General features: G+C 53.0%; 9 protein-coding genes. 4 read left to right on the forward strand and 5 right to left on the reverse strand.

Annotated elements, in window-relative coordinates:
• Window positions 1–2: 2 nt before the first annotated feature.
• Together L1F30_RS13730 and mrtJ are read left to right on the forward strand one after the other, a co-directional pair.
• On the forward strand, window positions 3–1,673 hold the full coding sequence (locus tag L1F30_RS13730; RefSeq protein ID WP_253356831.1) for a M4 family metallopeptidase: 1,671 nt from the start codon (window positions 3–5) through the stop codon (window positions 1,671–1,673).
• Window positions 1,657–2,085: a JDVT-CTERM system glutamic-type intramembrane protease gene (gene mrtJ, locus L1F30_RS13735; RefSeq protein WP_253356833.1), complete on the forward strand. Its 429-nt coding sequence runs from the start codon at window positions 1,657–1,659 to the stop codon at window positions 2,083–2,085. Before L1F30_RS13730 ends, mrtJ begins: the two co-directional genes overlap by 17 nt.
• Window positions 2,086–3,304: 1,219 nt before the next feature.
• Here the strand turns inward: mrtJ and L1F30_RS13740 are convergent.
• The gene (locus L1F30_RS13740; protein ID WP_253356835.1) at window positions 3,305–4,936 is read right to left on the reverse strand and encodes an alpha-amylase family glycosyl hydrolase; all 1,632 of its coding nucleotides are present in this window, start codon (window positions 4,934–4,936) and stop codon (window positions 3,305–3,307) included.
• A 480-nt stretch (window positions 4,937–5,416) separates the two neighbouring features.
• Here L1F30_RS13740 and L1F30_RS13745 point away from each other — a divergent pair, with 480 nt between their 5' ends.
• Complete coding sequence (locus L1F30_RS13745; protein WP_253356837.1) at window positions 5,417–7,099, forward strand: alpha-amylase family glycosyl hydrolase; 1,683 nt, start codon at window positions 5,417–5,419, stop codon at window positions 7,097–7,099.
• 95 nt (window positions 7,100–7,194) lie between these two features.
• Window positions 7,195–8,658 carry an MFS transporter gene (locus L1F30_RS13750; protein WP_253356839.1) on the forward strand — a complete coding sequence of 488 codons (1,464 nt, stop codon included), beginning with the start codon at window positions 7,195–7,197 and terminating at the stop codon, window positions 8,656–8,658.
• Window positions 8,659–8,801: 143 nt separating this feature from the next.
• Here the strand turns inward: L1F30_RS13750 and L1F30_RS13755 are convergent, their stop codons facing one another.
• The 4 genes from L1F30_RS13755 to L1F30_RS13770 form a co-directional block, all read right to left on the reverse strand.
• A complete protein-coding gene (locus tag L1F30_RS13755; protein WP_253356841.1) occupies window positions 8,802–9,293 on the reverse strand; it encodes a DUF1993 family protein in 492 nt (163 codons plus the stop codon).
• A gap of 280 nt (window positions 9,294–9,573) precedes the next feature.
• Window positions 9,574–10,008, reverse strand: coding sequence for a hypothetical protein (locus L1F30_RS13760; RefSeq protein WP_253356843.1), 435 nt, complete (start codon window positions 10,006–10,008; stop codon window positions 9,574–9,576).
• Between the two features lie 149 nt (window positions 10,009–10,157).
• A complete protein-coding gene (locus tag L1F30_RS13765) occupies window positions 10,158–10,898 on the reverse strand; it encodes a hypothetical protein (protein WP_253356845.1) in 741 nt (246 codons plus the stop codon).
• Window positions 10,899–11,778: 880 nt separating this feature from the next.
• Window positions 11,779–14,700 (reverse strand): TonB-dependent receptor, encoded by a 2,922-nt coding sequence (locus L1F30_RS13770; protein ID WP_253356847.1) that lies wholly within the window; start codon window positions 14,698–14,700, stop codon window positions 11,779–11,781.
• Window positions 14,701–14,742: the final 42 nt, after the last annotated feature.

Here is a 14,742-nt window from a genome sequence, read left to right on the forward strand (position 1 = left end):
ACATGTCACACACACTGTTACGCCTTGTTGCCGCGGCAAGCTTACTGGCCGCCCCTTGCGCTAATGCCATCAGCCTTGCAAAGGGTCAAATCAGCCATTTCACCTTTCCCGTAACCGCCGGCACCAGCTATGAAATTGCCTACAACGCCACCAACAGCTGCAGCAACAACTTAAGCGTGTCTTGCTGCGTGCTGCTTGCCAACAGCGATGGCAGCCAACCCTCAAACAACACCTTTGAAAAACTGGCCGCAGCACCCAATACCGACACCGCAAGCCTGGTGATAGATGCCCAGATAACCGGCAACATCATTGCCTCTGTTTACGCCATTGAAGCCTGCGAATTTAACGCACCCAGCATTGTTGCCACCCGCAGCACCAACGCCACTTTGCACTTTGGCACCGGCACCGGCCAGCTTGGCAACAGTTACGCCCAAGTGCCCACCACCCAAATCGGCACAACCGACGGCTTTATGCTGCGCGACATCAGCCGCCGCGCCAATCAGGCGGGCACCACTGGCAACCCCAACACCGGCGCGCTACCGGCCAATAGCGAAATTGTTGCCACGCGCACCTTCGGCTATTGGGATGGCTTTAATTTATTTTTATCTGACAATGTTAAAGACAGCGACAACAACTGGGACACCCTAAACGCCGCGCAAACACAACAAGGCCAAGACCCGTTCGATCAGGCCGAGTTGTTAGATGCACTTATGAACTCCGGCAAAGTGTACGATTACTGGCAATCGGTGCTGAATTTCAACAGCTTTGATAACGCCGGCGCCCCCATGTATGCGCTCACCAACGCGCCCTACCCGGCCAAGCCCGCGCAATTTTGTGGCACCACCTACCCGGCAGGCAGCCTGTACAACGCCTTTTGGAATGGCTATGAAATTGTGTTCACCCCGCGCGATTTTGTTTCAAGCGTAAGCGGCAATTACTATGAGCACAGCCTGGCAGCCGCGCTGGATGTTACCGCCCACGAATGGGGCCACGCCATTTCAGACAGAGCCGTAAACCTTGCCTACCAGCGCGAATCGGGCGCACTCAATGAAGCCTATTCAGATTGGATGGGCGTTGCCGTTGAGTTTGCCAACGGTGAAACCAACTGGACACTGGGCGAAGGCGTTACCATTATTCGCGACCTGGCCAACCCCAAAGCCTACGGCCAACCCGACACCTACAAAGGCGACCTGTGGGAACCCACAGACAACCTGAGCTGCGCAACGCCCGACGTGTGCTTTAACGACTACTGCGGCGTTCACACCAACAGCGGTGTTGCCAACAAAATGTTTTATTTGTTGGCCGCAGGCGGCACCCACAATGGCGTAACGGTAACCGGCATAGGCATAGATGCAGCCCTGCAAATTGCCACCGATGCACTGCACAATTACTGGGTTACCAACGAAACCTTTTTAGGCGCACGCAACGGCATGGAAGCCGCCGCTGAAAACTACGGCACAGATGCCGTAGAACAAGTAAAACTGGCGTGGTCTGCGGTGGGCGTGGGCGACAGCGCGCAGGATTCGCCCATTGAGAAAATCAGTAAAAGCAGCAAAGGTGGCGGTGGTGGCTGCGCAATCGGCAACGGCCACTCACAAGACTTAAGCCTGCCGCTGCTGTTATTGTTGGCCTTTATGGGTTTACTAAGGCAGTGCTTTGTTCGCACACAATAATTTTTGGCAAGATAAACACTGGGCAACCCTCGCCCTGGCGGGTTCATTGGTGGCGGTAGTTGCAGGCCTCATTATCGCCCCAATGACAGCCACACTCAGCGCCATTGTGCTGTGGGTGGCCGTTTACCCCATTGTGGAAGAGTACGTATTTCGCGGCATGCTCCAACCGCTAATTGCTCGCCATTGGCCACAACGCTGGCGCCAGCTCAGCATTGCCAACCTCCTTACCAGCGGCGTATTCACCCTGGCCCACGTGGCCACCAAAGGTGTGCACCCCTTAAGCTTGGGCGTTTTTTTCCCGTCTCTTTTGTTCGGATATTTTCGCGAAAGGCACGAAAACTTACTTAGCCCCATGGCCTTGCACGCCCTGTTCAATGCCGTATTTTTTGCCACCGCACTTCTGGCGGGCTAACAGATTCGAAGGCTTGAGCCACACTTCCCTTTTAGAAATTTAACCGCACAACCTCCTACAACCGCACCCAACCCTAAAGCCCAATGCCGTAGGTAGTTTGCAAGCCACAGGGATGTGGCGCGAGCGACTCAGTACAGGACGTACTGATGGAGCGGCAAACTGTCTGCGGCATTGGGCGCCTGCGCGAACAAATACCCGCGCCACAGTCCCAAACCCAGACCCAAACGTATAGGTTCGCAGAAGATTAACCGCACAGAAACTCAAACCCGCACCCAACCCGAAAGCCCAATGCCGTAGGTAGTTTGCAAGCCACAGGGATGTGGCGCGAGCGACTCAGCACAGGACAGTACTGATGGAGCGGCAAACTACCTACGGCATTGGGCGCCTGCGCGAACAAATACCCGCGCCACACGCCCAAACCCAAACCCAAACGTATAGGTTCGCAGAAGATTAACCGCACAGAAACTCAAACCCGTACCCAACCCGAAAGCCCAATGCCGTAGGTAGTTTGCAAGCCACAGGGATGTGGCGCGAGCGACTCAGTACAGGACAGTACTGATGGAGCGGCAAACTACCTACGGCATTGGGCGCCTGCGCGAACAAATACCCGCGCCACACGCCCAAACCCAAACCCAAACCCAAACCCAAACGTATAGGTTCGCAGAAGATTAACCGCACAGAAACTCAAACCCGCACCCAACCCGAAAGCCCAATGCCGTAGGTAGTTTGCAAGCCACAGGGATGTGGCGCGAGCGACTCAGTACAGGACAGTACTGATGGAGCGGCAAACTGCCTGCGGCATTGGGCGCCTACACCGAAACAAAAGGGAGTGAATTTGAGCAACACCTTCACGGCCTTGCCTACCCGGCCGGCCCTGGCCTGACAGGTGTACCTACATCCTTGTAGGCCGTCGCTCCTGCGCATCGCACTGAACTATTTATCGAGTGAATTTGAGCAACACCTTCACGGCCTTGCCTACCCGGCCGGCCCTGGCCTGACAGGTGTACCTACATCCTTGTAGGCCGTCGCTCCTGCGCATCCATGCGCCCGCGACATACCTACATCCTTGTAGGCCGTCGCTCCTGCGCATCCATGCGCCCGCGACATACCTACATCCTTGTAGGCAAAAAAAGCCCGGCGGTGCCGGGCTCAAGACGAGAGTACGTATGAAACACTAAAACAAGTTCAGCAACTTCGCGGTACAAGAGACAAACGAGGACTAACACATAAAACAACCACCGTGGGCTGGCAGGCGCAATTGCCCGCCTTCAAGCTCGGCACCCTGCAAACCGTGGCCATTCATCAAAGCAAGGCCTGCCGGTACTTCTATCGCCACGGGGGCATTGGTTAAATTAAAAGCCACCCACAACTTGCCCGAATCATTAGCGCGCTCGAACAACAAACAGCCCTCAGGCGCATCGGCGAAAGTAATGTTACCGGTGGTTAACAGTGGCTGGGTTTTACGCCACCGCATGAAATTGCGGTAAAAATTCAGCATTGAATCGGGCTGCTGCTCTTGGGCGTCTACCGCTAATGCGCGGTGGGCCTCGGGCACTGGCAACCAGGGCTTGGCGCTGCTGAAACCGCCGTTATTGGCACCACTGGCCCATGGCATAGGCGTGCGGCAACCGTCGCGGCCTTTGAAGTTTGGCCAGAAAGTAATGCCGTAAGGATCTTGCAGATCTTCATAGGCAATGTCTGCCTCTGTTAAACCTAACTCCTCACCCTGGTAGTAACATACGCTGCCCCGCAGCGAGGCCACCAGAGCGTGCAAGGTTTTGCCCAGTGTAGGGTTGTGCTCACCGCCCCAGCGCGACATCACGCGCACCACATCGTGGTTAGAGAGCGACCAGCAAGGCCAACCCTCACCCAGGCTTGCCTCTAAATTTTCTACCGTGGCTCGAATGTGCTTGGCACAAAATTCTGGCACCAGCAGCTCAAAACTGTACGCCATGTGCAGGCGCTTATTGTTCGCCGTGTACTCAGCCATGGTGGCCAGGCTATCTTCCGATGAAATCTCACCCAAGGTGACAACGCCCGGGTAGCGATCAATCAATGCGCGCAAACGCTCCAAAAACGCGAGGTTCTCGGGCTGGGTATTGTTGTAGTAGTGGTACTGGAAGGCGTAGGGGTTATCTTCACTAAAACCACGGCCTTGGCGCTCTGCTGCGGGTTTTGCGGGGTTATCGCGCAATTGTTTATCGTGAAAGCAGAAGTTAATGGCATCTAAACGAAGGCCATCCACACCGCGCTGCAGCCAAAATTCCACTTCAGCCAGAATTTGCTCCTGCACCTCGGGGTTATGGAAGTTCAAATCCGGCTGGCTTTTCAGAAAATTGTGCAGGTAGTACTGGCCGCGGCGCGGCTCCCACTCCCAGCCACAGCCGCCGAAAATAGAAATCCAGTTATTGGGGGCCGTGCCGTCTGGCTTGGCATCCGCCCACACGTACCAATCAGCCTTGGGGTTATCGCGGCTGGAGCGGCTCTCTTCAAACCAGGCGTGCTGATCACTGGTGTGGCTTAATACTTGATCAATCATCACCTTAACGCCGCGCCCGTGGGCCTCGGCAATCAGCTCGTCTAGGTCGGCCAAGTTGCCAAACAGCGGGTCTACGTCGCGATAATCGCTGATATCGTAGCCAAAATCCCTCATTGGGGACTTAAAAAACGGCGACACCCAAATCGCGTCAACGCCAAGGCTGGCAATATAATCTAACTTGTTAATGATGCCGCGGATATCGCCTACGCCATCACCGTTGGCATCCATCAGGCTGCGGGGGTAGACCTGGTAAATAACCGCGCCACGCCACCAAGGGCTCTGCGCGCTGGCTAGGTCATTGGCTGTAGACATAACTGAACCTCAAATTCTTACGCTCTTGCCCAAGCGCCAGAGCGCTTGCGTCACCCGATATTGGCCCTGTGCCGTAGCGAGGGTGAGCGGGGCAATTCGTTATTGTTGTCGATGGATCAAACATACTGGAGGCTCCTTGAGCACAGCAAGCCACTACATACGTATGCATGCCGCCAGATCGGCAAAGCGAGTGCGCCTGCGCGATGAATACGTATGTAATTGCCTACTCAGCGTAGGACAGGCTGACGCTTTTGGATAACCTATTCGCGTATTGTGATTGTGACACCTCTCGTCCTTTGTGCCCGCCTTCGGGGCTACTCCCGGAGCGGGTCATTTTTTTGGGCGAACCTTCAGGTAGGGCAACAACCAAATAGCGCAACAACGCAGGTGCAGGCACTATACCTTGCCGATATAGCGCCTTGCCGATATAAAGCCTATTGATAGACGCAAAATTCGCCAGAGACACAACCCGGAGCCACAATGAGAATAAAAACATTCGCCACCTTTGCATCCCTTGGCCTGCTCTTGGCCTGCCAGGCAGACGAGGCGCCAGCGCCCGATGCTGCAACCCAAGCCGCTGGCCACACCATTGTAGGCACCACCGAGCCCTGGGCGAGTGACGCTATTTATTTTGTTCTCACAGACCGCTTCGTAGATGGCGATCCGGCCAACAATTTCGAAGATCAAGGCAAAGATATTGGCGATGGTAGCTGGCACACCTTTAACCGCCACTTTGATGGCCCCGAAGGCCGCAGCGCCAATGTGGGCTACATGGGCGGCGATTTCAAAGGCCTGCTAGAGCACGCACAATTTATAAAAGACATGGGTTTCACCGCCATCTGGATGACGCCCATCATCGACAACCCAGACGCCGCCTTTAACGGTGGCGACCCGGTAGGCTACAACCAGTGGGGCGACGGCGGCAAAACCGGCTTTCACGGCTATTGGGGCGTCAACTTTTATCAGCTAGACGAACACCTGCCCTCGGCAGACCTGGATTACCGTGCGTTAAACGATGCCTTAAAAAGCCAATACGGCCTGAAAACCGTGCTGGATATTGTGGGCAATCACGGCTCGCCGTCTTATACAGCGCCTGAACAAATCAGCAACTTTGGCAAATTATTTGATAAGCAAGGCAACCTCGTTGCCGATCATCAAAATTTGCACCCAGAACAGTTAGACGACAATAACCGGCTGCACGATTTTTTCAATCGTAAACCCGATGTCGCACAGCTTTCAGATTTTAACGAAAACAATCCCGCCGTTGTGGATTACCTGGTGGGCTCTTATTTGCAGTGGATTGATCAGGGCGCCGATGCCATACGCATAGACACCATCAAACATGTACCGCACCACTTCTGGAAAACCGTCAGCGATCGCATTCGCGCCGAGCACCCGGGCTTTTTTCTGTTTGGCGAATCCTGGAATTACGATGCCAATTTTATAGCAGAGCACACCCAGCCTGAAAACGGTGGCGTAAGCGTGCTGGACTTCCCGTTGCAGCAGGCCATGTTTGCCATGTTCGGCAAAGAGCAGGCGCCCTATACCCGCGCGCAGGACGCACTGCACCTGGATACCGGCATTTACCACAATGTGTATGAACTGGTTACCTTCTACGACAACCACGACGTACAGCGCCTGGACGCCGAAGATTCAGGCTTTATAGATGCCAACAACTTTCTGTTTACCGTGCGCGGCATTCCACAAGTGTACTACGGCTCTGAAATGGGGTTTGAGCGCGGCATGAAAGAACACCAGGGCTCGCGCAACTACTACGGCACAGAGAACATCGCCCGCGCCGAGCGCCACCCCATTCACACAGCCCTTACGCGCGTGGCAAATTTGCGTCGCACCCTGCCTGCGTTGCAGCGCGGCGTGCAAGTGAACATTGAATTTACCGAACACACCGCCGCATTTTTGCGCGTGATTCAAACCGAAGAAACCCAGCAAACTGCTCTTGTTTTACTCAACAAAGGCGGCGCGCCCGCGCAGTTTTCTATAAATACGCTACTTAATGAAGGCCAGTGGCACGAACCGCTCAGCGGCGAACAGCACAGGCTTACGCAAAGCCTTGAGGCCAGTGTTGCACCCCACGATTTGCGGGTGTTCGTTTTCGACGGGCCACTAACCAATACCGCGCTACTGGCGCAACTGAATCACTAGTTTTGTGATGCACCGCTTGGGGCCCTTTGTGGCCCTCTTTTTTCCGTGCTCACAATTAACGTATTAAACATCATAAAAACAACCAGGTAACACCTATGAGCAATACAGCCATCAAACAACCCACGCTGCCGTTCTGGCAAGTTTGGAACGTGAGCTTTGGATTTCTCGGCGTGCAGTTTGGCTTTGCCATGCAAAATGCCAACGTTAGCCGGGTGCTTTCGGACCTAGGCGCAGATTTGCACTCACTCTCGCTTTTTTGGTTGGCCGCCCCGGTAATGGGCCTGTTAATTCAGCCCATTGTTGGCGCCGCATCAGATCGCACCTGGAACCGCTTTGGCCGCCGCCGCCCGTACATTTTGGGCGGCGCCATTGCGGCGGCCATTGGCATGTTGCTCATGCCCAACGCGCCCTTGTTTGTAGCCTTTATGGCGCCCATGATTTTCGGGGGCGTTATGCTCGCCCTGATGGATGGCGCCTTTAACGTTACCATGCAACCCTTCCGCGCACTGGTGGCCGACATGGTGCCCAGTGAGCAACGCACGCTGGGTTACTCCATCCAATCGCTATTAATTAATATTGGCGCCGTGTTTGGCTCTATCTTGCCGTTCTTACTCACCAACATTATTGGCCTTGAAAACACCGCCAAAGTGGGTGAAGTAGCACCCTCGGTTACCTGGGCCTTCTACCTGGGTGCCACCGTATTGTTTGGCACCGTGCTATGGACTGTGATTCGCACCAAAGAGTACCCGCCAGAGCAATACAACGCCTACAAAGGCCTAGACGCCGCAGCCGTAGCCGCGGCAAACCAACCGCGCCCTTTGAGCCACAAGCTTGCGGAATTTTGGCAGCTCTTCATCAACATGCCAAAAACCATGCGCCAATTAGCACTGGTGCAATTTTTTAGCTGGTTTGCGCTGTTTATTATGTGGGTGTACACAACGCCTGCCATCACCCAGTACGTATGGGGTGTAGATGCCAAATGGTTTGACCCGGTGTTTTTACATACCTTAGATGAAATTCCCAAAGACATTGCCGTAGCCAAAGGTGCCGCGGGTGACTGGGTAGGTATTTTGTTTGCGGGCTACTCGCTGTTTGCGGCCATTTTTTCTGTACTACTCACCAAGCTTGCCAGAACCCTGGGCCGCAAACCTGTGTATGCGCTCTCGCTGCTGGCAGGCGGCCTTGGCTACCTGAGCTTTTTGTTATTCCAGGCCGGTGCCCCTACGCTTGTAAACTTGGGCTTTACTCAAGTCACCGTACCTTCTGGCGCCCTGGGGTTGATCATTCCCATGGTTGGCGTGGGCATGGCTTGGGCTGCGATTCTGGCAATGCCCTACGCCATTTTGTCTGACACCCTACCCGCAGACAAAATGGGCGTATACATGGGCATATTCAACTTCACCATTGCCGCACCACAGATTGTTTCAGGCCTTTTTGCCGGCTGGATTTTAACCAGCCTGTTTAACAACGAAGCCATCTACATCATCATGCTGGCCGGTGCCGCCATGGTACTGGGTGCAGTATCGGTATTTTTTGTGAAAGAAGACGCCAGCAAATAATTGCAAGGCTACACCACGCTTAAAAAGGCGCTTGGCTTTTGGCCAAGCGCCTTTTTTCTAACTGGAAGAACCTCAACGCACCGCTATTTACCAAGCGCTTTCGGGCCGCCTTGGTGTTCGGCTTTGGAAGGCCAAAGCACATGCTAATTGAGAAAACTGAAGCCCGGCGGGTAGGCATGCAGGCCGTCGAAATCACCTTTACTTAAAGGCACACCATTTTTTCTGGCTATTGCATACACCATGCTTACATGAAACATGTAATTAGGAATGATGTACTTCATAAGGTAGCCACTTTGCCCAAGGCTTATCTCCGCAAAGCCTGCGGTATCAGTGATTTTCTGGCTATCATCCAAATTTTGAACCTCTGGCAGGGCGCCCAGTTCAGCGGCTACATCTTGGATTAGCTGCAAACTTGCAGGCTTGCCCGGGCTTGAGAGCTCGTGTAACACCACCGCTCGGCCGATGAGCGGGCAGTAACCCCTTAGCAGGAAGTTGGCGGCAATCTGGACATTCATTTCCAAAGAAAACATGCCTTCATGCAGCGTATCTGAAAACAACGCGTCAGGCACTTTGCCAACAACAACAGAAAGTTGCGCCAGGTAATCCAGAAACAACTGTTTAATTGGAGTGCTCATCATCTACCCAGTTTTTAAGGTTTCAAGCAACGCTTTAAGCGCAAGGCACCAATGAATCACGGCAAAAATAACAAGCTGCCCCCCATTAGCCCCCTCACCTTATCTCACGAGATTTTATTCCATACCTCACCGCTAATCATCGTCAAAATCGTCTGGATCACGGTTCAAGTATTTGCTGTAATCCGGATCAAATTTGGTTATTGATTCCAAACACCAGGATTCTTCTTTTTCGCCATCAAAACTTACTAACCGCTTTTTGCAGACACCCTCAATATAACCTTCAGGATCTAATCCAAACTCCTCTCGCTTTTCTTTTGAAACTATAATGCCCGTAGGCCCAGGCTTTAGCCCTTTTAACTCCCAGTACGCTAACTTCCCGCCATCGAGATTGTACACACTGGTAATTACCCCCCCCAAAACTCAACTCTTTAGGTTCGACATAGGTACTTTCATCATAGTCACCAGGTAAGGCATTCAGCCTTAACTCATACCTTCCATAGTTAAAGTGACCAACCTCTTCACCAAGAATAATTTCAGTTGAGAGCACACCGGCAATGTACCTATAGACCTTTTTCTTTCCAAGGCCAGACTTCACCAACCGTTCAAAGGCAGGGCCAACGGCGGGGGTTTCATCATTTGATTTCTGGTTATCAATCACCTGGCAGAGCGTATCAAAGTCGTAACCGCACTCTTCTATATCTTCTATACTTTTCATAGCCTTTCCTTTTCTTGCAAAATTCGCTGCGACAAGGAGCGCCCATCGCACCCGACTGTTTAACAGCAGTGTATTGTGAAACAAAGTCGGCTGAAGCTAACTATGCAACGCCAAGTGACAAAAGTTTTGAAAGTAATTGGGCTTCCCCATCAATTATTGGTGATTTTTGTAGCGGCGTACTGCACTAATATGCTCTTCCAGAGCTTCTCGTATTCGCCCACAAAGTTTTTGAAGCTTGCCTTCTCTGCATCTATTCTGGCTTCATCAATGGCGTCTTGGGAATTCCAGACGGTAGTGCGCTGCTCTTCCCGCTCTGTGGCTTCGGCCACACCGTAAACAAACCCTGTACGCACATCAAGCAACACACCCGAGGTAGTAGAAGAAACAAACGCCTTTTTGTTTGGAAGAAACCCCAGTGTAATAGCCGACAATGGGCCAAGAGGAGTACCCTCCACATGAAATGCCGTGTCTACGGAATAAATGAGAATGAGATCAGCCTTTAAGCGTGCTGCTGAAACGCGCAGATCTTTGAGTGAATCCAGCTCTGGGGGCAATAAGAGCCGGCTTAACGGTGCCACCGCGGCCACCATGGCAAGGCTTGCTAGCCTCTCGAAGTCTGCTTCGTCTTCAATATCTCTCGCCGTTACTACACTGTAACGCCCAGAGCCATAACCACTGTTAGTTCTTGAGGTGTAGCCGCTGGCCTGCACTCGCGCCACAGCAATGCGCGCCGGGAAACTGCTGGCTGGCTCTACATTCATAAGCTCTGCAATATCGTCATCTGTTAGTGCTGATACATTTACACCTGCAGCCGGTGTTGTATAGGTGGCACAACCTTGGCTTAGCACCGCTCCCATGAAGATCATAACAATCAAAAATGGTTTTTTCATTTGGCTTAAACTCCATAGTCAAAAATAAGGTCGGGACTGATTTACAGGCACTGGTATCAGTTAACTACAAGATTGGATATAAGCGGATTTACTACGACCCGCACAATCTTAATTACCGCGACTAATAAACCATTTCGAGGCAAGGCCAAAAACCAAGCTTTAAAACGAACAGAGTGCTGCATGAAACGCAATGGCGCCGACTTTAACTCCCCTATGGATATGGCAACCAATTACATACGGAAAAACATCAGCGCACCAAAGGCAAGCCCTACCTTTAGTGCAGGCGTCTGCTTGGCCGCTGGGAATTAAGCAAGAGCACCAAAGCGGCTTTCTCCGAAGTGCTTTATTCAAATCCAAAACGGTAGCTACCGCAGCTCTAGAAGTTGAGCTTTGCGGGTGTTATCAATGAACGTGTTTTTTGGAATGCGCTGCCCGAGTAATGACTCGTTAATTGCAACGCTGGGGCAAATCACCCATTGAAGCAGCGATGGATGGGGCAGCATCCCTAGGGTGTATTTATCTCTATCGAATTGCATGGATACGTTGATTCCTTTCAGGGGGCGTGAAACAGCCCGGCACTGCCCATCCTCGGGCGATCATCTGTGCAAATAATGCCACAAGTTATTCGCCATGTGGCGAAAATTATTGCGAGATACCGCCTTTGCCCGATTTACATCATCAGTGAACTCCATCCACGCGAACTTATTGCGCACGCAGAGTAAGTAACCACTAGCACACACATTACTTATAAACGGTGACTTTGGCACACTGCCTGCCTGTGGGTAATAAAGGCCCTGCAATTGTGCAAGCAGCACCCATAAAAAAGCCCCGACATTACTGACCGGGGCAGAGACGAGCAAACGAACGAGAACTTGCGGGTTTAGAAGCTGTAGTTCATGCCCAGGTAGTATTGGCGGCCAAAGAAGGAGATGGTGCCGGTGGCATCTTTCGAGCCGAAGTAACCTACGTTGGGTTCGTCTGTAAGGTTGTTAACGGAGAAGATGAGATCCATGCCGAAATCAAACCCGTAGCTGGCCTGAAAATCCCACACGGTAGAGGCCGCGCGCATGGTGGGGTTTACCACCTCACCCACTACTTCATCCAGGCGGTTGCTTTGGTACACACCCGACAGGCGGGTTTCAAAGTTTTCATAGCCGTAAAACAGCATCAGGTTACCCGAGTGGGGCGAGAGGCCTCCGAAATCAGATTCTTCACCGGGCTCATCGCTGAACAGGTTGGGTGTGGTCATTTCACTTTCAACATAGGCATAGCTGGCGTTAAAGCCCAGGCCATCAAAGGGCGATGGCAGCATGTCGAAGGTATAGGTCATGGTGACTTCTGCACCGCGAATGTAACCGCCTTCGCCATTGTTGATGGCCACTTCGTAATCACCGCGTACTACGGGAATTTCCCTTGGCAAGCCGCCATTGACGGCTGGCGCTATGAAAGTATCTGGCCGGGTAATGCCAGCAGCCAGGTAATCTTCCACAAAGAAATCTGTGTAGCGAACAGTTTGTACTTGATTGATTACGTCTTTGTTATACACCGCAAAGACCACGGCACCGTTGCCATCTTCGAAGTAATGCTCATAGGAGAGATCAATCTGGTTGGCTTCAAACGGACGCAGGTAAGGGTTACGGGTTTGCGAAAGATCATACCTTGCAATACCTGAAAGTGAACCATTCCCACCCACTTCACTTAATGAGCCGCCTTTTATGTATGCCAAAGAACCAATGGGAACACGGGAGATAACTTTGGCTGCACTAAAGCGGAGGTTGTCGTGTTCGGTGAGCGCGTAATTAAGGTTCAACGACGGCAGCACCTTGCGGAAGGTTTCGCCCTCGCGCTCAACTGATAGCTCTATGCCGTAATCCAGGTTACTTTCACCCAGTTCATCGAGTACTTCATCGCTGGGTTGCAGTGGGTCGCTGGTGTGCTCAAGGGGAATGTAACCGGTGGCGTATTGGGTGGTATCTACCACGCGCACACCAAAGTTACCGGAGAGGCCACGCTCGGCAATTTCCGTTGCAAAATTCACCATCAGGTAGGCCGATTTTACATCTTCCTCTACTTCTGCGCGATCGCGCATAGACCAAGAGCGATTTTCACCCCAACGGGCCTTGGGCGAAATATCGCGCGGGTTGCCATCGTTATCGAGCACCAGGCCTGCGGCCACGGCGCGATCAAAAATCGCGCGGGAATCGATGGCGAGGTAATCAGGGAAGTGGCTGAACTCGCCGCCCCAGGTAACTTTTTCGGCATCGCCTGGCAGAATTTCGAGGGCGTAGTCCGTATCGTAATCGCCGGCGCCGTTGCCGCCGTAGTAAAACACCTGGCGGGAGTTGTTGTAGCGGCGCTCAGATACGCGAATACCCGCCTCCAGGCTGGTAAGCGGCCCCCAGTTGAGATCCAGCTTGCCATCAAGTTTGATGGCATCGGACTTATCGTCACTCAGGTGCGGGTAGATTTCGTAACTGGTGAGGCGCATGCGCGCAAGATCGGTGTAAGACTGATTCAAGCCAACGTTTGGCACAGTAAGCCCATCATTTTGCCAGGCCAGTTGCTGATCGCCATTGCGCACCCACTCGATGTTGCCGCTACCATCGTCTACAGCATCGTATAAATGCGAGCGCGAAACACCGTCGGTTTCAAAGGCTTCTGATTCTGCGTGAGCGTAATCGAATGCCACCTGCCAGCCATCACCGCGCCATTCAAGGTTAAAGCCGCCAGAGAACACCTCCGAACTTTCCGATGAGTCATCGTTAATTACTTGGAAGTTCAGGCGCTCGGGGCTATCCGGGTCTGTAGCAGCGATGCCACCGGTAACAAAGCTGTCATTCACCACTAGGTTGTTTAGCTCACCGTCACGCAAAGTGTTGATGCGAAAACCAGTGGCGTAGGTTTCTGTTTCAAACTTTGAATAAAACAAGTCACCGCGGGCAGTGAAATTTTCGGTGGGCTCGAACACCAAGGTGCCCATATAGCCATCGCGGGTATCTACACCGCCGTTTTGCTGAAATTCAAAACCTTCAGACAAGCGTACGTTACCCACTTCCGGATTTGAGTAGGGGCCGTAGCTTAGGCCAATGGATTCCATGGCGGCGTTGGTTTGCTCCATGTGCGCATAACCCACGCTCACGCCTAGGGTGTCGTCTAGGTATTTACCCATGTAAGACAAGGTCACCCGGTTGCCCATGGCCTCGGCGTTTTCTACTTTGGCCGCGCGATCGTTGTAGCTACCGCGGAGGCTGACAAAGGTTTTGTGGGTTTCTTCGTTATCCAGCGGGTTGGCGGCGCGCATGTCTACGCTGCCGGCCACGCCACCTTCAATGAGCGAGGCTTTGGGCGATTTGTACACCACCACATTGGAGAGCAATTCAGAGGGGTACTGGCTGAAATCCACTTCACGGGTGCCGCGGGTATCTGTTGTTACCTGCTCGCGGCCATTCATGGTGGAGAACACATAGCCAGACCCCATGCCGCGCAATTGAATGCGCCCGGCCTGGCCGCCAGTGCGGTCGAAGGTGATGCCGGGCAAGCGCGCGAGTGCATCGGCAATGGACATATCGGGCAGGCCGCCCATGTCGGCGGCGGAAATCGCCTCTACCACGGTATCGGCATCGCGCTTGATATCGAGCGCGTTTTCGAGCGACCGGCGAATACCCAGCACTTCAATTTCTTCAAGTGGTTCTACTGTTTCTGTTTCAGTGGCTGCAGTTTGTGACCAGGCAACCGGTGCCAAAGCCCCCATTGCCAGCGCGGCAATCAGGGCACTCATGGGCTTTTTTGCGAAAGGTTTCATTGGAGTTTCCTCACACTAATTATTGTTGTCAGTGGCGGCACG

The organism is Simiduia sp. 21SJ11W-1 (genome assembly GCF_024138675.1).
Lineage (GTDB): Bacteria > Pseudomonadota > Gammaproteobacteria > Pseudomonadales > Cellvibrionaceae > Simiduia.

Bases quoted from the DNA above. Each gene is read 5' to 3' on its own strand.
- L1F30_RS13765 (WP_253356845.1), bottom strand. From the start codon at position 10,898: ATGAAAAAACCATTTTTGATTGTTATGATCTTCATGGGAGCGGTGCTA.
- L1F30_RS13750 (WP_253356839.1), top strand. From the start codon at position 7,195: ATGAGCAATACAGCCATCAAACAACCCACGCTGCCGTTCTGGCAAGTT.
- L1F30_RS13730 (WP_253356831.1), top strand. From the start codon at position 3: ATGTCACACACACTGTTACGCCTTGTTGCCGCGGCAAGCTTACTGGCC.
- L1F30_RS13755 (WP_253356841.1), bottom strand. From the start codon at position 9,293: ATGAGCACTCCAATTAAACAGTTGTTTCTGGATTACCTGGCGCAACTT.
- L1F30_RS13770 (WP_253356847.1), bottom strand. From the start codon at position 14,700: ATGAAACCTTTCGCAAAAAAGCCCATGAGTGCCCTGATTGCCGCGCTG.
- L1F30_RS13745 (WP_253356837.1), top strand. From the start codon at position 5,417: ATGAGAATAAAAACATTCGCCACCTTTGCATCCCTTGGCCTGCTCTTG.
- L1F30_RS13740 (WP_253356835.1), bottom strand. From the start codon at position 4,936: ATGTCTACAGCCAATGACCTAGCCAGCGCGCAGAGCCCTTGGTGGCGT.
- L1F30_RS13760 (WP_253356843.1), bottom strand. From the start codon at position 10,008: ATGAAAAGTATAGAAGATATAGAAGAGTGCGGTTACGACTTTGATACG.